The 20864-nt window shown below is 63.9% G+C and carries 17 protein-coding genes and 4 pseudogenes; 3 read left to right on the top strand and 18 right to left on the bottom strand.

Features of this window, described 5'->3' with window-relative positions:
• Positions 1–6: 6 nt before the first annotated feature.
• From VXM69_RS33140 to VXM69_RS33090, 11 genes and pseudogenes are all read right to left on the bottom strand, one after another.
• Positions 7–801, bottom strand: a complete 795-nt coding sequence (locus tag VXM69_RS33140; protein ID WP_175907774.1) for an enoyl-CoA hydratase-related protein — start codon at positions 799–801, stop codon at positions 7–9.
• A gap of 40 nt (positions 802–841) precedes the next feature.
• Positions 842–1999 carry a thiolase gene (locus VXM69_RS33135; protein WP_175907776.1) on the bottom strand — a complete coding sequence of 386 codons (1158 nt, stop codon included), beginning with the start codon at positions 1997–1999 and terminating at the stop codon, positions 842–844.
• A gap of 10 nt (positions 2000–2009) precedes the next feature.
• A pseudogene (locus tag VXM69_RS33130) lies at positions 2010–3193 on the bottom strand (acetyl-CoA C-acyltransferase).
• A 65-nt stretch (positions 3194–3258) separates the two neighbouring features.
• On the bottom strand, positions 3259–4308 hold the full coding sequence (locus tag VXM69_RS33125; protein WP_175907780.1) for an acyl-CoA dehydrogenase family protein: 1050 nt from the start codon (positions 4306–4308) through the stop codon (positions 3259–3261).
• The gene (locus tag VXM69_RS33120; RefSeq protein ID WP_175907782.1) at positions 4305–5474 is read right to left on the bottom strand and encodes an acyl-CoA dehydrogenase family protein; all 1170 of its coding nucleotides are present in this window, start codon (positions 5472–5474) and stop codon (positions 4305–4307) included. The genes VXM69_RS33125 and VXM69_RS33120 overlap by 4 nt, the downstream gene beginning before the upstream one ends.
• Before the next feature lie 27 nt (positions 5475–5501).
• Positions 5502–6731 carry a CaiB/BaiF CoA-transferase family protein gene (locus tag VXM69_RS33115; RefSeq protein WP_175907784.1) on the bottom strand — a complete coding sequence of 410 codons (1230 nt, stop codon included), beginning with the start codon at positions 6729–6731 and terminating at the stop codon, positions 5502–5504.
• On the bottom strand, positions 6728–7924 hold the full coding sequence (locus tag VXM69_RS33110) for an acyl-CoA dehydrogenase family protein (protein ID WP_175907787.1): 1197 nt from the start codon (positions 7922–7924) through the stop codon (positions 6728–6730). Before VXM69_RS33110 ends, VXM69_RS33115 begins: the two co-directional genes overlap by 4 nt.
• Positions 7917–9047 carry an acyl-CoA dehydrogenase family protein gene (locus tag VXM69_RS33105; RefSeq protein WP_175907789.1) on the bottom strand — a complete coding sequence of 377 codons (1131 nt, stop codon included), beginning with the start codon at positions 9045–9047 and terminating at the stop codon, positions 7917–7919. Before VXM69_RS33105 ends, VXM69_RS33110 begins: the two co-directional genes overlap by 8 nt.
• Positions 9044–9820, bottom strand: a complete 777-nt coding sequence (locus VXM69_RS33100) for an SDR family NAD(P)-dependent oxidoreductase (protein WP_175907791.1) — start codon at positions 9818–9820, stop codon at positions 9044–9046. The genes VXM69_RS33105 and VXM69_RS33100 overlap by 4 nt, the downstream gene beginning before the upstream one ends.
• A 59-nt stretch (positions 9821–9879) precedes the next feature.
• Entirely contained in the window at positions 9880–10275 is a 396-nt protein-coding gene (locus tag VXM69_RS33095; RefSeq protein ID WP_175907799.1) for an OB-fold domain-containing protein, read from the bottom strand.
• A 339-nt stretch (positions 10276–10614) separates the two neighbouring features.
• On the bottom strand, positions 10615–11418 hold the full coding sequence (locus VXM69_RS33090; RefSeq protein ID WP_367190410.1) for a TetR/AcrR family transcriptional regulator: 804 nt from the start codon (positions 11416–11418) through the stop codon (positions 10615–10617).
• A gap of 1008 nt (positions 11419–12426) precedes the next feature.
• Here VXM69_RS33090 and VXM69_RS33085 point away from each other — a divergent pair.
• The 3 genes and pseudogenes from VXM69_RS33085 to VXM69_RS33075 all read left to right on the top strand — a co-directional run.
• Positions 12427–12819, top strand: a complete 393-nt coding sequence (locus VXM69_RS33085; protein WP_175907803.1) for a DUF2471 family protein — start codon at positions 12427–12429, stop codon at positions 12817–12819.
• Between the two features lie 149 nt (positions 12820–12968).
• Positions 12969–13898, top strand: a complete 930-nt coding sequence (locus tag VXM69_RS33080; protein ID WP_367190409.1) for a tyrosine-type recombinase/integrase — start codon at positions 12969–12971, stop codon at positions 13896–13898.
• Between the two features lie 506 nt (positions 13899–14404).
• Positions 14405–15565: pseudogene (locus VXM69_RS33075) on the top strand (error-prone DNA polymerase); the annotation flags it as partial.
• Between the two features lie 139 nt (positions 15566–15704).
• On the opposite strand, the pseudogene VXM69_RS33070 reads toward VXM69_RS33075, so the two are convergent.
• From VXM69_RS33070 to VXM69_RS33040, 7 genes and pseudogenes are all read right to left on the bottom strand, one after another.
• Positions 15705–16658: pseudogene (locus VXM69_RS33070) on the bottom strand (IS66 family transposase); the annotation flags it as partial.
• Positions 16659–16711: 53 nt separating this feature from the next.
• Complete coding sequence (locus VXM69_RS33065; protein ID WP_175907236.1) at positions 16712–18277, bottom strand: IS66 family transposase; 1566 nt, start codon at positions 18275–18277, stop codon at positions 16712–16714.
• A 31-nt stretch (positions 18278–18308) separates the two neighbouring features.
• Positions 18309–18659, bottom strand: coding sequence for an IS66 family insertion sequence element accessory protein TnpB (gene tnpB / locus VXM69_RS33060; RefSeq protein WP_121863073.1), 351 nt, complete (start codon positions 18657–18659; stop codon positions 18309–18311).
• Complete coding sequence (locus tag VXM69_RS33055) at positions 18635–19177, bottom strand: transposase (protein ID WP_175907237.1); 543 nt, start codon at positions 19175–19177, stop codon at positions 18635–18637. Before VXM69_RS33055 ends, tnpB (VXM69_RS33060) begins: the two co-directional genes overlap by 25 nt.
• A gap of 46 nt (positions 19178–19223) precedes the next feature.
• Positions 19224–19877: pseudogene (locus tag VXM69_RS33050) on the bottom strand (IS66 family transposase zinc-finger binding domain-containing protein); the annotation flags it as partial.
• A gap of 99 nt (positions 19878–19976) precedes the next feature.
• Positions 19977–20330: an IS66 family insertion sequence element accessory protein TnpB gene (gene tnpB / locus VXM69_RS33045; protein ID WP_175908267.1), complete on the bottom strand. Its 354-nt coding sequence runs from the start codon at positions 20328–20330 to the stop codon at positions 19977–19979.
• Positions 20330–20797: a transposase gene (locus VXM69_RS33040; protein WP_367190408.1), complete on the bottom strand. Its 468-nt coding sequence runs from the start codon at positions 20795–20797 to the stop codon at positions 20330–20332. Before VXM69_RS33040 ends, tnpB (VXM69_RS33045) begins: the two co-directional genes overlap by 1 nt.
• Between the last annotated feature and the right edge of the window lie 67 nt (positions 20798–20864).

The following is a 20864-nucleotide window of genomic DNA, read 5'->3' as shown; positions in this document are numbered from 1 at the left end:
ATGTCCTCAACGGCCCGTGAATACCGGCTTGCGCTTCTCGCGGAAGGCCGCGATGGCCTCGCCGTGGTCATCCGTCTGACCCGCCATCGCTTCATAGGCCATGCCCGCGTCCATCATGCTATGGGCCAGCTGCTTCAGGCCGATGTTGATGGTCTGCTTAGTCCAACGAATCGACTGGATCGGCATCTTGAGCAGGCGGTCCACATAGGCATCCACTTTCTCGTCGAGCTCTGCCAGCGGCACCGCAGCGTGGATCAGGCCCATTGCCTGAGCGTCTATCGCGCCGAGCAACTCGCCGGTGAACAGGTAGTGGCGCGCACGGGCATAGCCAATGAGCTGCGGCCAGATCACCGCCCCCCCATCGCCCGCGATCAGCGCGACGTTGTTGTGCGGGTCACCAAAGCGCGCGGTATCGGCAGCGAATACGATGTCGCTCAGCAGAGCCACGGTCGTGCCCAGGCCAATGGCATCGCCGTTGACTTTGCAAATCACCGGCTTCTCGCAGTCGAGCAGGCTGAAGACGATGCGCTTGGCCTCGCGCACTGTGCGGTACATCAAGACCGGTTCGTCACGCAGCTTTTGCATATAGGCCAGATCGCCACCCGCGGTGAAGGCACGCCCCGCACCGGTGAAGACGATGACTTCGCTTTCCTCGTCTTCCGCCGCGTCGGTGAACGCACGCGACAGCTCGCGATGTGCGTCTTCGCTGAACGCGTTCAGCTTGTCCGGGTTGTTCATCGTGATCGTCAGCACCTTTCCGCGGCGCTCGAAGGCGAGGGTCTTGTAGTCGGAGAAATTCATCGTTGGCCTTGTTCTGTGCTCTGGTGTCGATTGAGCGGGTTTAAACAGTGGCGGCGGTGCCCAGCACCAGCGTGGCTTGGCTCGACAACGTGCCGCCGTTGGCATGCGCCAGTGCGAGTTCGGCACCAGGTACCTGACGTTGGCCGCCCTCGCCGCGCAGTTGCACGCACGACTCGACCATCGTGAACAAGCCGTACATGCCGGGATGGCAGCACGACAGTCCCCCGCCGTTGGTGTTGACCGGCAATTCGCCGCCCGGGCCGATGCGGCCGCCCTCCACGAACGGACCACCCTCGCCCTTGGCGCAGAAGCCCAGGTCTTCCAGGAACAGCAGGGTATTGATGGTGAAGGCGTCGTAGAGGTTGACCACATCGATTTCAGCAGGCGTCACGCCCGCCGCGGAGAACGCGCGGCGACCCGACTCCTCCGCCGGCGTCACGGTGAGGTCATGCATCTGATCGATGTTCGAATGCCAAGTGGCCGCTGCGCCGCCCAGCAGGTAGACAGGGTCGTGGCGAAGGCTGCGGGCACGGTCAGCACGCGTCATCACCACTGCTGCTGCCCCATCGGTGATCAGGCAGCAATCAGAGACTCTCAGCGGGTCGGACACCATGCGCGAGGACAGACAATCTTCTAGCGTCAGCGGCCCGCGCTTGAAGGCTTCGGGATTGAGCCGTGCCCAGTCACGTGCGGAGACCGCCACCTGCGCAAAGTGTTCCGGCTTGGTGCCGAATTCGTACATGTGCCGCGACATCGCCAACGCATACGACGATGCCGGGTTCAGTGGCTTGTACGGCTTCTCGTACGGCGAAGCCTGGCGCATCGATACGAGTCCCCCAGCACCGGTACGCTGGTTGCTGCCATACATGATGAGCGCCGTGTCACAGTAGCCCGCGTCCAGCATGAAGCTGGCGACGATGGCATGCGACAGGAACGCCGAACCGCCGGTGCGGTTATTCTCCGTGAAGCGGGGACGGATACCGAGGTATTCGGCCGCCGACAGACCCGAGAGCGCATCGTCTGGCGTACAAACGAACAGCGCATCCACGTCGGGCAGTGGGAGACCGGCATCGTCCAGCGCCAGCAGCGCCGCCCGGGTGGCCATGTCCAGCGGCGTCTGCCCCGGTGCCTCGCCGATACCGTAGGTGGCCGCACCGACAATCGCTGCGCGGCCTCGAGGAAAGTTTTCGTGGTGCATGTGCCGACCCTCAGTAAACCTCGAACAGCGCTGCCGCGCCCATGCCGCCGCCCACACACATGGTGACGACTACATAGCGCGCCCCTCGGCGGCGCCCTTCGATCAGCGCGTGGCCGGTCATGCGCGAACCGCTCATGCCAAACGGATGGCCCATTGCAATAGCCCCCCCGTTGACATTGAACAGCGCCGGGTCAATGCCGAGCTTGTCGCGGCAGTACAGCGCCTGGCAGGCAAACGCCTCGTTCAGCTCCCACAGCCCGATGTCCTGGACCTTGAGTCCGTGCCGTGCGAGCAGGCGAGGCACCGCCAGCACCGGGCCGATCCCCATTTCTTCCGGTGCCAGACCAGCCACCGCCATGCCCCGGTAGACGCCTAACGGATGCAGGCCACGCCGTGCGGCCAGACTCGCCTCCATCAACACACAGGCCGAAGCGCCATCGGACAACTGGCTGGCGTTGCCGGCCGTGATCGTGCCACCCTCCAGGACTGGCTTCAATTGACTCAGACCTTCATAAGTCGTGCTGGCACGCGGTCCTTCATCCGTGGTCAGGTGCACGTCACGACGGCTCACGGCGCCGGTGGCCCTGTCGGTGAGCAGCATCGTCGCGGCCATCGGCGCGATTTCCGCATCGAACCGGCCCGAAGCCTGCGCGGCCGCCGTGCGCTGCTGCGACACCAGGGAGAACTCGTCCTGCACCTCACGGCTGATGCCATAGGTGCGTGCGACGTGCTCGGCGGTCTGCAACATCGGCATGTAGGCATGCGGCACGAGCGCAATCAGCGCCTCGTCACGCTCCTTCACCGCCGCTTCGACATAGGACGGCGTCAACGCGGTGACGTTCTCCGCGCCACCGCCGATGACCACGTCCATACCATCGACGATGATCTGCTTGGCCGCGGTGGCGATCGCCATCAGGCCCGATGCACACTGACGGTCGATGGTCTGCCCGGAGGCGCCCACGCCCAGCCCGGCAGCTAGTGCGCCTGCGCGTCCAAGATTGCGACCGGAGGTGCCGGCGGTCAGCGCCGCCCCGATGACCACGTCCTCGACCTCGGCCCCTTCGATCCCGGCACGCACCACCGCGGCACGGATGGCATGCGCCGCCATCGTCGGCGACTTGGTGAAATTGAGCCCCCTCGCCCGGCCTTACAGATCGGCGTGCGGGCGGTGGAGACGATGACAGCTTCGCGCATCAGAGATGCCTCTTTGGAATTTTGCGTGTTCGGGGTCAAAATCACTTCAGCATGGGCCTGCTGACTCAGTCCGCTATGGACGGCCACAGCGCCGCACCACCGACAGCGATCAACGGACGGCCAAGCTGCTCGGCCCAGAAATGCTCGCTGCCGGCCTCCGAGCGCCATTGCCACAGCCGACGCGTGAAGTGGTGCAAGGGGTGTTCGTCCGTGACGCCGATGGCCCCGAAGACCTGATGCGCGGCCGCCGCCCCGATGCCCGCAGCACGTGAAGTGACAATCTTCGCGACGGCCGCGCCGCGATCGCCCACTGCGGCCTTCGCATCGAACTGACGGCACCCATACAGCGCAGCCACCTGCGCAGCGGCGGCCTGACCAGCCAGATCCGCCAACAGGTGCTGCACGGCCTGGAATCGACCAATGGGCTTGCCAAACTGCTGGCGCGTATTGGCGTACTCCAGTGTCATGGCCAGCACCCGGTCCAGCGCCGCGGCCATCTGTATCGACCGCAGCACCCCCATCGCAGGCAGCAACCCCAGCGGCCCAATACAAGGCGGTGCCGGTACCAGATGCTCGGCGGACTTGCCTCGCAATACCGCGCGCGCACCCGGCATACGGGCCACGCTGTCCAGCGGGGTAAGATCGCCCTCATCGAGCGCCAGCAGCACCAGCCAGCGCCGTCCGTCCCGCTCACCCACTGCCACGCTGGTGCTCCCCACGCAGGCCCAGGGCAGCCATCCTTCACTGCCCGTCAGCCGGTTCTGCGCATCCAACGTCAGAACGCTGGTGAATACCGCCAGCGGGCCGGCCGGAGGTTCAATACCAGCAGCGGCACAGGCCCAGGCGGCCACCATCGTCTCGCCCAGCGGCACGGGCGCCGCATGGTGGCCAGTCGTAGCCAGCGCGGCGCGGCAGGTCACCCAGTCGAGCCCCGCACCGCCCGCCGCCGGGTCGGCCAACGCCAGCACAGTCCCCTGAGCTTCGATCTCTTGCCACAGGGCATCCGCCGGCTCACCGCGCTCCACTGCCACCATCAAGGCAGGATCGACCTGACGTGTGAACAGGCGCTCCAGCTGCTCAGCCAGCAGCACCCCGATGTCTCGTTGGTCGTTCATCGCACCCCCAGCCCGCGGGCCACGATGCCACGCATAATCTCGTTGGTCCCGCCGCGCAACGAAAACGTGGGGGCCGCCTGCGTCAGGTAACTCGCCATCGACGCCAAGCGCACGTCATCCGCATGCACTGCCGGGCCATCGCACAACTCGCGCATCAGCACGGACAAGCGTTGCTCGAAGGCGGTGCCCAGCAGTTTGGTGACGGCCGCTTCCTGTGCCGGCATGCCGCCCTGCGCCAGCTGACCGAGGATGGACAACGACATCTCACGCAGCACCGTCATCTCGGCCACCGCGGTGCCCACCCGGCGCGTGGCCAAGCGATCGGCGTCCTGTCCCGGCGGCAGCGTAGCCTTGATCGCGTCGATCACCAGCGGCAACAACGGGAAGGACGACAGGTAGCGGTCCGGCCCGCTGCGCTCATAGGCCAGCTCGCTGTTCACCTGGCGCCAACCTTCGTTCTCCTGTCCAACCAGCAGATTGTCGGCCACGAACACATCGTCGAACACCACTTCGTTGAAGTGCGCCTCGCCGGTCAGGTCGCGGATAGGATGGATCGACAGGCCGGACGACCGGAGATCGATCAGGAACTGCGACAGCCCATCGTGTTTGGTCTTGTCGGCGCTACCCGTGCGGAACAGTCCGATCATGAAATCGCACTGCTGCGCATACGTGGTCCACACCTTGCGCCCATTCAGACGCCACCCGCCATCGACCTTGGTGGCGCGTGAGCGCAACGAAGCCAGGTCCGAGCCGGCGTCCGGCTCCGACAAGCCAACGCAGAACGCGGCCTCGCCGCGCACGATCATCGGAAGGAACCGCTGGCGCTGCGCCTCGCTGCCAACCTTCAGCAACAAGGGACCACTTTGCCGATCGGCCACCCAATGGGCGCCCACAGGGCTACCGGCGGCCAGCAGTTCCTCCATCACCACGTAGCGCTCCATCGCGCTGCGCTCATGGCCGCCATAGCGTTTGGGCCAGATCATGCCGATCCAGCCCCGTCGAGCCACCTCACGTGTGAAGTCGCGGTCGAAAGCCGTCCATGAATGACCGACGTCCCAGCCCGACCACGTAGGCACGACGTCGGCAAGAAAGGCCCGCACCTCACGGCGCAACGGTGCGCAGGCCGGTGGCAAGTCCAAAGGATCGAAACAAAAAGGTGAAGTCATGTCGGTCCGGCGAAGAGCCTGCTGATGTCAAACCACCTGCTTGCGCCGCAAGGCGGCGATCACGTCATCGTCCAACTGAAGCCACTCCCGCAGCACCTCGCTGGTGTGCTCGCCCATCGCCGGCGGTGCCAGCCGGTACGACACGGGTGACTCGGACAATCGCATCGGACTGGCCGCGCTGGCACTGCGCCCATGAACCGGATGCTGCAACTCGACGACCAGCTCGCGCGCGATCACGTGGCGATCACGCGCCAAGTCCGGCATGGCATTGACCGGGCCACAGGACACCTGGCCAGCGTTGAGCAGTTCGTCCCATTCGGCGCGGGTGCGTTGCCGCAACACGTCACCGAGGGCCGCCGCGAGCTCGGCTCGATGGGCCACACGCTCGCGGTTACGCGCAAAACGGGAATCTTCCGTCCACTCGGGCCGCCCCACCAGCCGCGCCAGCCGTGCAAACTCTCGGTCATTGAAGGTGGCAATCAGCAGCAAACCATCGCTGGCCTCGTACAAGCCGTACGGAGCGGCGCTGGGATGATCGTTGCCGGTCCGGCCGAGTTCGACCCCGGCGTTGAACCAAGCAGAGAAGGCGTTCAGCATGATCGACAACTGTGCATCCAGCAGACTGATGTCGATGTACTGCCCGACCCCGTGCGTATCGCGATGATGAAGTGCCGCCAGCACCCCGATGGTGGCGTACAGCCCCGCGCTGGCATCCGCAACGGGCACCCCCACCCGGGTGGGCCCCGCGCCGGGCTGGCCGTCACGTGCGCCCGTGACGGACATCAGCCCGGCCATCGCCTGGGCAATGTAGTCGTAGCCGGAGCGTCCCGCATACGGTCCCGTCTGGCCGAAGCCGGTGACCGAGCAATAGATCAACCGCGGATTCAGCGCCTTCAACTCCTCGTATCCGAGGCCCTGACGCGCCAGCGTGCCGGTGCGGTAGTTCTCGATCAGCACATCGGCTTGCGCCGCCATGTCGCGGATGAGCTGCCGCCCTTCGGGCTGGTGGAAATCAATGGTGATCGAACGCTTGTTGCGATTGGCTGTCTGGTAATACGTGGAAGTCTCTGTGTCGTGTCCGTCTTCGTCCTTCATCCATGGAGGACCGACATGGCGTACGTCATCGCCTTCGCCCGGGCGTTCCACCTTGACGACCTCGGCCCCTAGGTCGCCCAGGATTTGCGCTGCGTATGGGCCTGCGATCACACGTGTCATATCCAGCACGCGAATCCCGTGGAGAGCTCCCTGCCTCGTCATGCCGAACCCTCCGCCGCCAGACCCAGCACGGACTTGGCCAAGATGTTCCGCTGAATCTCGTTGGCGCCAGCAAAGATGGTCGGTGGCAACGCCATCATGGCCTGCCAGTGCAGGTCCACCGCCGTGCTGCCCACCTGCGAACGGCCGACAAGCCCGGCATGCTCACTGCCAAGCTCCGCGTTGAATGCAGTGATGCGTTGCAGCAGTTCCGAGACAAATATTTTCAGAACCGATGCATCGGGACCCGGTGCGTGCCCGTCCTCGACCGCATCGCACATCTCTGCGTACAGCAGCCGGTAGTCGTGCAGGTCTGCTGCAAGCTGCGCATAGCGGTCCATCAGACCGGCATCGGCATGCGCACCGGTCTCGCGCAGCAAGTGCGCAGTCAGGCCCAGCGCTCGGCCGGCCAGCGCCGGACTGCCGATCCAGATACGCTCATGGCCCAGCAGGGTCTTGGCCACGGTCCAGCCCTGGTGAAGTTCACCGACCAGGTTGGCCACCGGTACGCGGACATCGTCGAAGAAGACTTCGCAGAATTCGTCCTCACCAGCCAGGTTGACGATAGGCCGGATCGTGATACCGGGGGTCTTCAGGTCGATCAGCAGGAACGAGATGCCCAGCTGTTTCTTGCCCAAGTTGCCGGTGCGCACCAAAGCGAAGATGTGTGTGGCTTCGTTGGCCTGCGTGGTCCAGATCTTCTGGCCATTGACGACGAAGTGTTCAGCGGAAGCATCGAGCGTGGCACGCGTCTTCAAAGAAGCCAGGTCGGAGCCAGCATTCGGCTCCGAGTAGCCCTGACACCAGACGTGCTCACAGGACAGGATGCGCGGCAGGTAGTAGGCCTTCTGCTCGGCGGTACCCAGTTGGGCCAGCGTGGGACCGAGCTGTGTTTCGCCGAGGTCGACCACGCGCGCGACACACGCACGCTCGAACTCCTCGTGATAAATGCGTTGCCGCGCAAACGACAAGCCCATGCCACCGTGTTCGCGTTGCCATGCGGGCGCGCGCCAGCCATGTTCGTGCAACAAGCGCAGCCACTGGACCGCCTCGGCGCCGCGCAGGCGCCGGAACGGACGCAGCGTGTCCTGTCGCCAGTTAGGCGGGTAATGCTCAGTGAGCCAGTCTCGCAGCCGCAGACGAAACTCCGCGTCGCTGAGCGCGTGAAGATCAGAAGGATTCATAGCGTCAGACATCAACGAGCGCCTCCGGTGCCAGGCCGGCGACAAAACGGCGGCGGTGCTGGGTCGCATTGCCCAGCCATGCCGCGTGGAACAACGCTGCGCGCAAGTACAGGCCAATGTCGGCTTCTTCGGTGAAGCCCATCGCCCCATGCAACTGCACGGCCACACGGCCGGCCTCCACCGCCGCGTCAGCGCAGCGTGCCTTGGCAGCACTGATGGCCAGACGCGCAGGTTCGAGATCCGCCCCGGCGCCAAACGTGTGCAGTGCATGGCGCCAGCTGGCACCGGCAAGGCGGTTGGCGGTGTACAGGTCAACTAGCCGGTGTTGCACGGTCTGGAAGCTGCCGATAAGCCTGTCGAACTGGCGTCGCCCATTGACGTAGTTCACTGTCTTCTCCACGCAGGCATTGGCCAGACCGGCAAGATGGGCTGCCGATGCCAACGTACCGGACGTGACCGCACGCATGAGCGCCCCCTCCGCGGCAAGGCCACGCAGCAGCACGGCATCGGGAGACACAGGCGCCGCCTCGAACCGCACCCGTGCGAGGCTCACCCCATCGCCGGCCGCCACCGGCTCGAGGGTCACGCCGGGCGCACAGGCGTCGACCGCCACCAGCACCGTCTTGCCTGCATGCGTGGCACTAACCAACAGCACCGTGTCCGACTCCACTGCCGGCACAAAGCACTTGGCACCGGTGAGCTGCAAGCCTTCCAAGCGGGTTTGCGGGCGGTGTGAACTGAAGTCTCCAGTCTGTTCCTGCCAAGCCAGCGTCAGCCAGCGCTCGCCCCCGGTCTGCAATTGAACCAGATCATTGATGCGCGGGTGGTCGCTAGCAGATGCCAGCACGGCCTCAGGCATCACCACCGTCGCGATGTAGGGCTCCGGAAAGGCATGGCGACCGAAGGCTTCGCAGAGCACCAGGGCTTCGCGCAACCCGAGGCCCACGCCCCCCATCGACTCGGGCAGTGCCAGACCGATCCAGCCGAGCTCGGCGAACTCGCGGCGCAGCGCCCGGTTCACCGGGCGCACCGTGCCGAGCGCGCCGCGCGGCCGAGCAGAAGCAGAGCGCCCCGCAAGCCAATCGGCCGCACTCCGACCGAGCATCAAGGATACGTCGTCCATGGCGGTGTTCATACGGTGATCGTGAATCCGCCGCTGACCGACAGCACCTGCCCCGTCACGTACGAAGCCGCGTCGGACAGCAGGAAGCACACCGGCTGCGACACCTCTCTCGGCGTGGCCCAGCGGCCCAGCGGGATCTGAGCCAGGTAGTTGTCGCGAAACCGCTCGTCATTGCGAACCGTCTCGGTCATCGCAGTTTCCACGACGCCAAAGCACACCGCATTCGCACGGATACCGAACTTGGCCCACTCGCGCGCAGCGGTCATCGTCATGCCAAACATGCCGGACTTGGCAGCGGCGTAATTGATCTGGCCAAGGCTGCCACGACGGCCGGCATCCGACGACACATTGACCAGCACGCCCGGCGACGCTTCGCCGGCCTTCGCGCGCGCCAGCCAATGGCGGCCACATGCCTGCGTGAAGTAGAAGGAGCCGTTGAGGTGCACGTCGATGACCTGCTGCCACTGTGCCGCGGTCATCTTGTCGATCATGGCGGGACGTGTGATGCCCGCGTTGTTGACCAGTCCGTACAGGCCACCGAAAGCTTCCACCGCGCGCCTCACCGCTTCATCTGCGAATTCCGGGTCGGTCACGCTGCCGACGACCGGCAGGAAGCGGGACCCGTGCACGTCAGCCACCTCCTGCAGCCCTTTGTCGTTCAGGTCCACACCGGCAACCTGACCACCCAGTTCAATGACCAGATCGGTCAGCGCGCGGCCGATGCCTTGCGCGGCACCGGTGATGAGGATGGTTCGCCCCGCAAGGGACATCAGGTTTTGCGTCATGCACATCGCTCCAGTTGATCAGGTCCAGTCTGAGTTCAAAGAAATTTCCCGGTGGCACATCACTCGAACAACGGGTAGAAGATGATGCAGGGCGCTTGCTCGTTCGGCGTGGCGATGCGGGCCTGCACCCGCATGCCAATGTGCACGGCCTCGGGCGGCACCGATTCAACGCGGCTCATCATGCGAGGACCCTCATCGAGGTCGACCAGCGCCACGTTGTAGGCGGCCTGGGGCGGCTTGGGCCTCACTACCGTGGTGGCGTACACCGTACCGCACCCGCTGACAAGCACCCACTGCAGGTCCAGCGTGCCAGCGCCTGGCGCTGCCACACGCGGATAGAACACGTACGCACCCGACGACGTCGAGCGCTGCAGCATGAAACGTCCCTCGCGCAGGAACTGTTCGAACTCCTGATCAGGCTGGATCAGAGAGCGATTCTGAATACTGGCTTCCATGTCCACCATCTAGACGAATTGAATGTACACAGCCGTGTAATTTTTGTTCCGACTTTCAGTACGCAAAATATACATACGATCCCGTAACATTAAAAGCGGTGTTTACGCTGATCGACGGTTCGGTGTTGGTTAACGCTTGAGAGAAACCCACGGCAAGGTCACGGCGTGGCAAAGCGCCACGTCGTGACCACAGGCGAGATAAGGTGGGCGCGGAAAACGCAGTGGAGGAGCAACCGCCACGAGAGAGGACCGGCCGCAGCGGGCCGAGCCGCCGGTATGAAGTGTAGAAACGCTACCTGCAGGCGAACGCCGGGCCCCGCCGGCTCGCTCAAAGCCTGTTCAGCGCGATTGATCCGCCTGAGCCGACTTGACGGGTGCCGGCAGCTGTTCAAGCCCCCAAGCGCGCGCCAACGTGGTGTATACCGCATCAACGGTCCGCTTGCGCTCCGCGCGCGTCGGGCGGGGCCTCACCAGCGTGCGTACTCCACCCGTGGCCAACTCGGCCAATTGGGAGGCCGCCACGTGCGGATCTTCGATGAAGATGACCCCGTCAGCGCGCAGGCGATCTAGGTACTCGACCAACCCCGTGAGCGCAAAGTCGCTGTTCTTCGAGGCTGCCGCAGCCAAGTCCGGAAAGCGCGGCGCCTCAGCGATCGTCAATCGCAGCACCGCCACGAAATCGGGGTGCGACACCACCTCGACGAGTCGCCCAATCACATTACGGAGCACCTGTCTCGGCGTTCCCTCGACGATGGAGGCCGTCAGCTGCTCCCGAAGACTGTGGCGAGCGAAGCCAAGCACTTCTCGAAACAGAGCCTCCTTGGTGCCGAACTGTCGATAGATCGTGACCTTGCCGACCTTGGCCTCTCGAGCAATGGCTTCTAGACTTGCTCCTTCGAAGCCACGCGTCATGAACTCATGCAGTGCGGTATGGATCATCGTGTCGCGCAGATGATCGGCCTGCTCCGCCGTCGGCCGGCCTTGAGGCCGCTTCAGCGCCCCCTTCTGGACCGTTCGGATGCGCTTGAGCAGCCCGGGAAAGGCCACCTGCGGCAGATCATCCTTTGCAAGCGCAATGTCGTTCGTGTCGGGTACAGATTTCATGTTGAGCAGCAAGCAGCCGGTTCGCAAATGCGACAGCATGCTAGTCTAAAGGCCATCGGGATAGCAACTCCGGGACAAGCACACACGCCCTCCGGCATCGACAACTAAGCGCGTACTTGCTGCATGCATTCTATCATCGCGCCTCCCACACAGTGAGCGCATCGGGCCGCACGCGTGGAATCGACAGTCATCAAGAATCGATCGAATGTTTGAAGTTATCCAGTATTTCCGCGAAATCAGCAGGCTGCTGAGCGTGCGACAAATTGCCGAGGATTTTCAGCATCCGTTGACGAGCCTCTCAGTGCTAGAGCCGCGCTTTCACAACTTTAAGATTATCTCGGCGACAACCCGAAGAAGCGTGCCTACTTCGCAATGCCGAGACTGGCCACGCTGAGCGACCGGATTTACGGAATGGGTCGCAAGCGGCAACTTGCTGCTGCAACTGGGTGCTAGGACGGCAGTCGATCCAAGTCAATTTCTGAACGGACGTACGTCGGTTGATGCGCATCTCCGGCACCGGCTAAGCACACGCACATATCGCGTTGAGTCGCCATCAGGCCGCCCATTGGCGCCCATGCGCCTCGCCGCATCACGGCGTGACATTAGCGCTGCTTCCGCCTGCCATAGCGTCACAGGAGGCCTGTTCCGTTTGCACTTTCCGAATCGCGATTCGTCAGGATCAACAGAACTGCCCGTACGCGCACCAGTGCGAACGGCTGCCGCCTGAACATGGCCGTTCGTCCGTCCAATGCAGCTCTCGTTTATGCGCACCGTGTCAATCAGGCTAAAGAATTTCCCCTGCATTGATACTTCTTCGGACGGACCATGACAACGCATATCGAGACAAAGCATCCTTTTAACAGCCTATCGGGGCCGCCCGCCGGCATGGATTGACGGCAAGGACCGCACGCCCTTCGAAATCCAGCAAAGCGCCACCCAGTCTTGAACTCCCGCAGAACACTGGATACATTTACAGTGTGCCAGGCGCAGCCGCCACTCGCGATCTACCGAGTGGCTGGCCGCTGGTCCCTTGTCTCGCCGATTACTATGAACCTCGCCCCGACTGTTGATTGCCACGATGCCGAGCTCGATCCGATTCGGTACGGGTATGCGCTCGAGTCCGCAACGCAAGATCTGCGACGCATTGCGACGTCGCTCGCAGCTCGCTATATCAGCGCCGGCCTTGCTCACGCCTTGAGCTGGCCACTATTGCTCGAGATCGAAGAGCAGGCATTCTCCGATTTGGCCTTTCAGAGCCGCAACGATCCACCGATCGTCGGCGCACTGCCGCGCATTGGGCCGACGACGCTGCCGGGCGTCGATTTCAGCGGTCTCATCGACTGGGGGCAGTCCGATCCATCGCTGCCGATCGTCTATCAGTGCGTCCGCGAGCTTCTGAAGGGCGCCGCCACGTTCGAGCGCTGTGAGGAAGCTGCGTGAGCGACGCAATCCGTGGGCTCAACGAGCTGCGTACCGATGCCCACGCCGAAAAATGGATGGAGGGATGCCCCACCCTTCTGCAGGCGAAGGACGCGAATCGTAGATTCGCGTTATGCTTGGGGTACCCAGTATTCAGTATATAAGATCAAATGGACGAACCGACTTTCTGGCTGTCGGCGCCGACCGCGGCCTATCGACAGTGGCAGCGCACGGAAGCCGCCGGCGCTGATCGGCGTGCGTTCTCGCCGAGGTCGATCGTCCAGCACGAAGCGATGTTTGAACGCTTCATGCGCCACCTCGCCGCCGCGCAAAGGTCGCTGGCCACCTTCGGGCCCGACCACCTTGAATCGTTCTTCGCTGATCTTGAGCGCCGGTGCAAACCCGGCACCACGACGCGCCTGCGCTACGAGAAGCTTCTCGACAGGCTTGGCCGACACCTGGTCGACGTCGGCGTGCGCAAGACCAATCCTGCGGCCGCCTATGCCTTGACGCAGACGTGGCCGGAGGACGAGCCCGTCCCGGTGTACCTGCTCGAAGCCGACGATCATCGACTGCAGGCGTCGATCCGAGCCATTGATGGCCTCGACGATCGCGCGTTGCGGAACCGCGCCATCGTTGGCTTATTGCTCTCAACCGGCATCACCGCGCAGGAAATCCGGCAGGCGACCGCCGACGACCTCGACCTATCGCCCGCGCGGACGCACCTTCAAATTCCGAAGCGCGGCCCGCGCGAATCACGCCGGGTCAACGTAGCCGAATTCGCGATACCGGCGCTCACACAATGGCGAAACCTGTCTACGGCCGCCGACAGCCCACTGCTGTTCCCGTCCCCCCGTGCAGGCGGGCCGATGACCGACGAGATGCTCGGCCGCATCGTTCGAGACGAACTCCTCGCGATCGACATTCGGCTCCCCGATATGAGTCCGCGCACCCTGCGCAACACGTTCGCAAGGCGCTTGCTGCTTGCCGGCAAGAGCAACGACGACGTCATGCGAGCGCTGGGCCTCACCAGCCAGCGGACGGTGGTCAGGATTCGCGCAACCCTCACGCCTTCACCGCAAGCTCACACCGCAGCTTGACTTCTGAACCGCCTCGATAGCCTGAAGAAGCCAGCACTTTCGCTGGCGTCTTTCCTATCGGAGTATTCGTATGGATTACGTAACGCGCTACACCGACCTCATTTATTTCGCAAACGGCGAAATTGCTTCTTGTCTATACAGGTTCATCAAATCGCCCGACAACCAGACACAAGTCGTCCTCCAGATCAATCATCACAGCGGCCGACCGGGCAACCTGGCCGCCGATCACCAAACGCGTGACACGATTCTGAATCGATTCGCAGACCGCGAGTTGACCGGGGTCCCGTTCTCGATGCTCTGCGTCGCATTGACGGAGGGTGACGTGCACCACGTCGTCTTCCCCGAGCCAGATCTCGAAGACTACATTCAACGTGGCCACCCGTATCACCAGACCCCCGAGCGCGCTGCACGCGGCCGCCGTATCGAGCGCATCTCGATCGATTCACGGAACCTTGTGATCGGCCGCGCCCGGATTCAGACGGCGCACACCGCGCCGACGCCGCCGGATTCTGAAGATCGACGTGCTCGCACTCGGCATGCTGTCGATGGTGCGCCGCGCGCTCGACATGATCTCGGAGAAACGCGGCGAGACATTCGAGTTGCAGGACATTCCGGCCGAGGACAAACCGACCTACGACATGCTGTGCGACGGCGACAGCATGGGCGTGTTCCAGGTGGAATCGCGCGCGCAGATGTCGATGCTGCCGCGCCTGCGGCCGCAATGCTTCTACGACCTGGTGATCGAAGTGGCGATCGTCCGGCCGGGCCCGGTTCAGGGCGGCATGGTCCATCCGTTCCTGCGCCGGCGTCAGGGGCTGGAACCGGTCACCTACCCGTCGCCCGACGTCGAGAAGGCGCTGAAGCGCACGCTCGGCGTGCCGATCTTCCAGGAGCAGGTGATGCAGGTGGCGATGCTCGCGGCCGGTTTCTCCGCCGGCGAGGCCGACCAGCTGCGTCGCGCGATGGCGGCCTGGAAACGCAAGGGCGGCTTGGAGCCGTATCACGAGCGCCTGGTCAGCGGCATGCTCGCGCGCGGCTACGATCACGAGTTCGCCGAGGCGATCTTCGCGCAGATCAAGGGTTTCGGCGACTACGGCTTCCCGGAAAGCCACGCGGCCAGCTTCGCGCTACTCGTCTACTCGAGCGCATGGTTGCGTCGCCACGAACCGGCCGTGTTTCTGGCCGCGCTGCTCAACAGCCAGCCGATGGGCTTCTATACGCCGTCGCAGCTACTGCAGGACGCGCGACGCCGCGGCGTTGAGGTGCTGCCCGTCGACGTCAACGTGAGCACATGGGATTCAGCGCTCGAAGGGCCGACGACGTCGGCGCCCGTGCGCCTCGGCTTCTCGCTGTTGCGTGGCATGCGCGAAGACGTGGCCGGCCGCATCGAGCTCGCACGCGCTGCGCGACCATTCGTCGACGTCGCGGACCTGGCGCGCCGCGCGCGGCTCGATCGACATGACCTGCAGGTGCTCGCGCGCGCGAACGCCCTTCGCTCACTGGCTGGCGGCAATCGACGCGCGGCGCTTTGGTTGGCGGCCGCCGCAGTCCCTGATCGGGATCTGCTGCGCGGCACCGAGCGCGACGACGCGGTGCCGGCGTTGCCTCAAGCATCGGAGGGCCACGAGATCGTGACGGACTATCGCGCGATGGGCGTAAGCGGTAGATTTAGCACACCGAATGGAGAATCATTTGCAACTGACGGTCGAGCAGAGCCGCATCGCGATGGTCAGGGTCGACCGGCGATGTCCGCGTCTGGGTCTCGGTAGTGCGCGCCCTCGCGACGATCGAGGCGCGTTCGCTGCGTCAGCCCACGCTCGCCTCAGATTGCTGTTTCGCGTAGTTGAACGGCAGCAGGTCGCTGATGTCAGCGTCCGGAGCACGTTGCGGCAATTCGGCCAGCACGTGCAGCAGCCAGGCGTGTGGCTCGACGCCGCAGGCGCGGCATGTCAGCATCAAGCTGTAGACCACCGCGCTGGCCTTCGCGCCGGCGACCGTGTCGCTGAACAACCACGATTTCCTCGCAGTGGCAAACGGCCTGATGTCCCGCTCGATGACGTTGTTATCGAGTGGCAGACGGCCGTCGTCTACGTAGCGAATCAGGTACGGCCATTGCCTACGGCAGTATCCAATCGCCTCGCCGAGCAAGCTCTGCGGCAGAACCTTCGGCGCCAGCTCGTCAAGCCACGTCTTGAAGTCGGTCAACAGCGGTACGCTGTGCTGCTGCCGCAGGTGGTACCGGTAATCGGTCAGCGTTTCGTCTTCAGGCAGCGTCTGCTTCGCCAGCGCCTCGACCTGATACAACGCCTGGAAGAACTCGAGGGCTTTCGTGATGCGCGGGCTCGGCTTGTTCTTCTGGCCCTTGAGCGCGTCCGTGAACAGCCTGCGCGCATGAGCCAGGCATCCAAGGTGCGTCGCCGTCTTGATCGTGCGCCAGGGGCGCCAGCCGTCCGTCATCAGCGTGCCCGCGTAGTCGCCGAGGAAGGCACGCGGATACTCCCCACCGCGCCCCGGCTGATACTCGAACAGCACGACCGGCTGCTCGCTATCCGCGGCGCTTCGGTACACCCACATATACGACTTATCCTGCGCCTTTCGGCCCTGTTCCTTGAGGACCTGAACCGGGGTCTCGTCACCGTGGATCAACCACTGCTTCCGCAGAACCTGCTTGAGCGCATCGTAAATCCGCGTGTAATGCAGTTCGGCCGGGCGAATGATCCAGTTCGCCAGCGTGCCGCGGCTGACCGCGATATTCGAGCGCGCAAGGACATCCTCCATTCGGTACAGCGTACGCGGTCTTTTAACGACGCCCCTCAGTGGTTGAGGGCAGCAGGCATTCTCCAAGGCATGAGATCGGCGTAGTCGTCGGCAGTTGCAGCGAGCGGCAACCTGGTGAACAGCCAGACCAGATAGCGATACGGCTCGATGCCGTTCGCCTTGCACGTCTCGACGAGGGAGTACAGGTTGGCACTGGCCTGCGCGCCGGCGACAGTATCGGAGAACAGCCAGCCCTTGCGGCCGACGACGAACGGCCGGATCGCGTTCTCGCACAGGTTGTTCGAGATCGGCCAGTTGCCGTTACCGACGTAGCGGACCAGCTTGGGCCACTGTCCGCTCATGTACTGCAATGCCTTGCCGAGCAGACTCGACGGCACGACGCCTGGCAGATGCTCGACCAGCATGCGCTCGATGATGGTGAGCACGCGGGCGCTGTACCGGGCACGCAGTCGCTGCCGGCGTTCAGACTTCCACTTCGCGCTGCGCGCCTCGGCCGCGAACAGCTTGCCGATCAGCACGACGAAGCGCGTCGCCAGTAGGTCCGGCGAGCGTGCCGCCTTCGGCACCGACTCCTCGGCCTTGATGAAGCCGCGGCGCACGTGTGCCCAGCATCCGAGATGCACGAGCTGGTGATCGTGGGCGATGCCGTTGTAGAGCTCGTACCCGTCAGTCATCAGCACGGTGCCAGGCTGCACGCCGGCATAGAGCTTCTGCGCATGCTGGGCGCCGCGCCCCGGCGAGTACGAGAACATCCGCACAGGCGGCCCCGAGCTGTTGACCTGCGCCCACAGGTAACTCTTCGCCTGCGGCCTTCGTCCCGGCTCCTTCAGCACCTGGAACGTTGTCTCGTCGCCGTAGATCAGGTCCGATTCGAGCAGCGCGTCGCGCATCAGATTGATCACCGGCTGCGTGGCGAGCCCCACCCGCACTACGCTGGCGGCCAGCGTGTTCGACGAGATGGCGCCGCCGAAGCGACGCAGCAGCGTGGCCTGGCGATACAGCGGCATGCCGTACTGGTACTTGCCGGTGATGATCCACGCCAGCGCGGATTCCGTGAGCAGCCCGCGAGGGATGATACGCGCCGGTGCGGGCGTGACCTTGATACCGAGATCGCAGCATGGGCACGCGTATTTGACCCGTTGGTGCTGAACGACGCACACTTGCTCGGGAATCACGTCGAGCTGTTCGCTCGTTTCCACGCCGATCTCGACGAGAGCATGGCCATCATGCGCGCAGAACCGTTCGGACTCGGGCAACTCGTGTCGCACGACCTCGCGCGGCAGGTTCGGATCGAGTGGTTTGCGCCCACGCTTGCCGCGCGTGTGAGCGGCGACCGATGTGCCGGGCATATCCTCGCGCGCGGGCGCGTCGGTAGTCGTCGCCAGCGCCTCGGCTTCGTTGAACAGACCGAGCTGGTCAGCATGGCGCGCTTCGCTCGATGCGCCGAACAGTTCGTGCTTGTAGGCCCGCAGTTTCTCCTCGGCCAGATCGCGCTGAGCCGTCACGAGTCGAAGCTCACCGCGCAGCGCATCGCGTTCGGCGCTCGCGGCAATCAGCGCCTCGTACTCCTCGGCGCTCAACATGACGGGATTGTTCGGCATGGCCGGTTAGACCATGTCGCCCTCGTCGTGTTCAGCTCATCCGCGCGTAATATCGCTGGGGATGCTTCTGGATCACGGCCAGGTCGATTCCGTCGAGCAGCCAGTGCAACTGCTCAGCGCTGAGCGTGATCGTGTCGCCTCCGTTCGGCCAGACGAAGCGGTCGGCTTCGAGTCGCTTGAGCAGCAACCAGAAGCCGTTGCCGCCCCAGCCGAGAATCTTGATGCGATCGCGTCGTCGGTTGCCGAACACGAACAGCGCCGAGGTCATCAGATTCAGGCGCATCGCCTGTTCGACCAGAATCGACAACCCGTTGATGCCCATGCGGAAGTCGACTGGATCGCGATGCAGATAAACCTTCAGCTCTTCGTCGAACCGGAACACGGCAGCCTCCCGAGCATCTGGATCACCGTGGCCAGCTCATCGACACTCGCCTCGCCGAGATCAAATTCGACACCATTGGACAAGCGCACATGTAACGAGAGCGCCATCAACGACGGGGCTGGTGGCAGTACTGGGGAAACGGCAGGCACGGTCGACGCAGTCGTGACGACAGGAACGAATGCCCGCGCTTCACTCATCGGAACCCGACGGGCAGTGCCCGGAATGTCGATCGATACGCCGTCGATCACCAGCGGGTCCGGCCTCGTTGGGGTTTGCAGCGTATGCTGCTGATGGCGCGAGATCCAGCGGCGCAACTGATTCGGATTGACGTCATGGTCCATAGCCGCCCGGGCGATCGATACCCCCGGCTTCAGGCAAAACTCGACCAGCTCCCGCACGGCATCTTCATCAAATTCCCGCCGGCCATCCCGTCGTTGGCCAACTACCAGTCTGCTTCGAAGGTCCTGTTTCTCTGTCATCATGGTCTGAGTGCATGTGTCCACGCGGACACTTAGCATCTGACCTTATGCCTACCATTGGTAGGGCGTCGTTTATTGACGGCTTACGGTACAGCGGCGTGCCGTCGACGTACTTGCCAGCCGTGACGGCGGCGATCATCGACGCACTGGCATGGCTGCCCGGCAAGGGCTGTGCCGGCATCGGCGCGACCACGATCGGCGTGCGCACGCCGTGGCGTTCGCAGTGCCTGCACGCATATTTGGCACGCGCGTGCTGCAGCACCGACACCTTGACCTCCATGTGCAGTTGCTCGCCGACTTCCTCGCCCATGCGGTGCATGCCTTTGCCGCAGCACGGGCAGATCCTCTGGTCTTCAGGCAGGTCGTACTCAATGCGCTCGCGCGGCAGGTCTGCCGGCAGCGGCTTGCGACCCCGCTTGCGGGGTTCGGGCTTATCGAGCTCTGGCAACCCGGTGTCTGGCAACGCAGGCACATCGCCGTCGTCCTCGTCGGTCGTCCCCGTTTCGGTGGCTTCCTCGGCCTCGTTGAACACGCGATCCTTGCGCTTCTCGCTCTTCGGCGCGTACTGTCGGGCCAGCGCGAGACGATATTGCTCTTCAAGCGCGTCAAGGCGCTTGATCAGTTCGTCGATCCTGGCGTCACGTTCAGCAATGCGCTGCGCGTCGGCAGCAGCGCGCGCCTCGAGTTCGTGGATATAGGCCTTGGCGGCCCGTGGCAATCGGGAGAGATCGGCTGTCATGCGCCTCACGATAGCGAAGCACGGCGCCGCACAGGTTTACGGAGATTTGTAACGCCCAGGACAGACGTTGTTGACCCACAACTTCCACAACACCGAGATTCAGCTCGTGAAGCAGTACTGTCGGGCGGGATGCGGACGCAGCGCGTCGAGATCAACGCCGTCGAGCAGCAGGTGGAGCTGGTCGACCGTAAGCTCAATCACGGCCTGTTGACGGCGTGGCCAGGCAAACCGATCCACCTCGAGCCGTTTCAACAACAGCCAGAAGCCGGCGCGGTCATAGAGCAACAGCTTCACGCGATCCCGCTTCCGGTTGTGGAACCCGAAGACGGCCCGCGCGAGCGGATCAAGCTGCATCGACTGCTCGACCATCGTCACCAGCGTGTTCAGCCCAGCGCGGAAGTCGATCGGCTCGCGATGCAGGTAGATCCGCAGGTCATTGTCGAAGCGGAACATCAACCCGCTCCCAACGCGCCGATCATCGCCTTGACCAGTGGCGCGTCTTGTACCGAGCATTCCAGATCGATCGCGACGCCGTTGGGCAATCGTACCGACAGGCGCGCTTGCGGCGCCGCCGACATCGAGGGCGATTCTCGACGCACCGGCAACGACTCCGTAGGTGCTGTCGAGCGCGGCACCGCGCTCGCGAGCGTCACCACCGGAACAAACGCCGAAGGTTCGGCCTCGATCGTCCGCGCCGAGCCGGCCACTACGCCTGCCTTACGGTACATCTCGCACCATTTGCGCAGTTGGTTCGCGTTTACCCCAGCCTTGAGCGCCAGACCTGATAGCGACGCGCCGGGTTGCAAGCATGCTTCGACCAAGCGGCGTTTCCCATCGGGATCAAATGATCGTTTGCCGTTCGGGGAAACGTGGGTCACCTTCAGGGGAAAGAAATCGAGGTCAATCGTATCAGCTGTCATCGTGGTTGCGTCCGCAAGTGTGGGTTGCGGACGCAATCGTGGATCGATTCAGCAGTGCCGGCTAGGT

Source organism: Burkholderia sp. Ed8 (genome assembly GCF_040761425.1).
GTDB lineage: Bacteria > Pseudomonadota > Gammaproteobacteria > Burkholderiales > Burkholderiaceae > Burkholderia > Burkholderia seminalis.
Note: the sequence above shows the minus strand (reverse complement) of the source record. Positions and strands in the feature narration are given on the sequence as shown.

Bases quoted from the DNA above. Each gene is read 5' to 3' on its own strand.
- VXM69_RS33140 (WP_175907774.1), bottom strand. From the start codon at position 801: ATGAATTTCTCCGACTACAAGACCCTCGCCTTCGAGCGCCGCGGAAAG.
- VXM69_RS33135 (WP_175907776.1), bottom strand. From the start codon at position 1,999: ATGCACCACGAAAACTTTCCTCGAGGCCGCGCAGCGATTGTCGGTGCG.
- VXM69_RS33125 (WP_175907780.1), bottom strand. From the start codon at position 4,308: ATGAACGACCAACGAGACATCGGGGTGCTGCTGGCTGAGCAGCTGGAG.
- VXM69_RS33120 (WP_175907782.1), bottom strand. From the start codon at position 5,474: ATGACTTCACCTTTTTGTTTCGATCCTTTGGACTTGCCACCGGCCTGC.
- VXM69_RS33115 (WP_175907784.1), bottom strand. From the start codon at position 6,731: ATGACGAGGCAGGGAGCTCTCCACGGGATTCGCGTGCTGGATATGACA.
- VXM69_RS33110 (WP_175907787.1), bottom strand. From the start codon at position 7,924: ATGTCTGACGCTATGAATCCTTCTGATCTTCACGCGCTCAGCGACGCG.
- VXM69_RS33105 (WP_175907789.1), bottom strand. From the start codon at position 9,047: ATGAACACCGCCATGGACGACGTATCCTTGATGCTCGGTCGGAGTGCG.
- VXM69_RS33100 (WP_175907791.1), bottom strand. From the start codon at position 9,820: ATGACGCAAAACCTGATGTCCCTTGCGGGGCGAACCATCCTCATCACC.
- VXM69_RS33095 (WP_175907799.1), bottom strand. From the start codon at position 10,275: ATGGAAGCCAGTATTCAGAATCGCTCTCTGATCCAGCCTGATCAGGAG.
- VXM69_RS33090 (WP_367190410.1), bottom strand. From the start codon at position 11,418: ATGCTGTCGCATTTGCGAACCGGCTGCTTGCTGCTCAACATGAAATCT.
- VXM69_RS33085 (WP_175907803.1), top strand. From the start codon at position 12,427: ATGAACCTCGCCCCGACTGTTGATTGCCACGATGCCGAGCTCGATCCG.
- VXM69_RS33080 (WP_367190409.1), top strand. From the start codon at position 12,969: ATGGACGAACCGACTTTCTGGCTGTCGGCGCCGACCGCGGCCTATCGA.
- VXM69_RS33065 (WP_175907236.1), bottom strand. From the start codon at position 18,277: ATGCCGAACAATCCCGTCATGTTGAGCGCCGAGGAGTACGAGGCGCTG.
- VXM69_RS33055 (WP_175907237.1), bottom strand. From the start codon at position 19,177: ATGCTAAGTGTCCGCGTGGACACATGCACTCAGACCATGATGACAGAG.
- tnpB (WP_175908267.1), bottom strand. From the start codon at position 20,330: ATGTTCCGCTTCGACAATGACCTGCGGATCTACCTGCATCGCGAGCCG.
- VXM69_RS33040 (WP_367190408.1), bottom strand. From the start codon at position 20,797: ATGACAGCTGATACGATTGACCTCGATTTCTTTCCCCTGAAGGTGACC.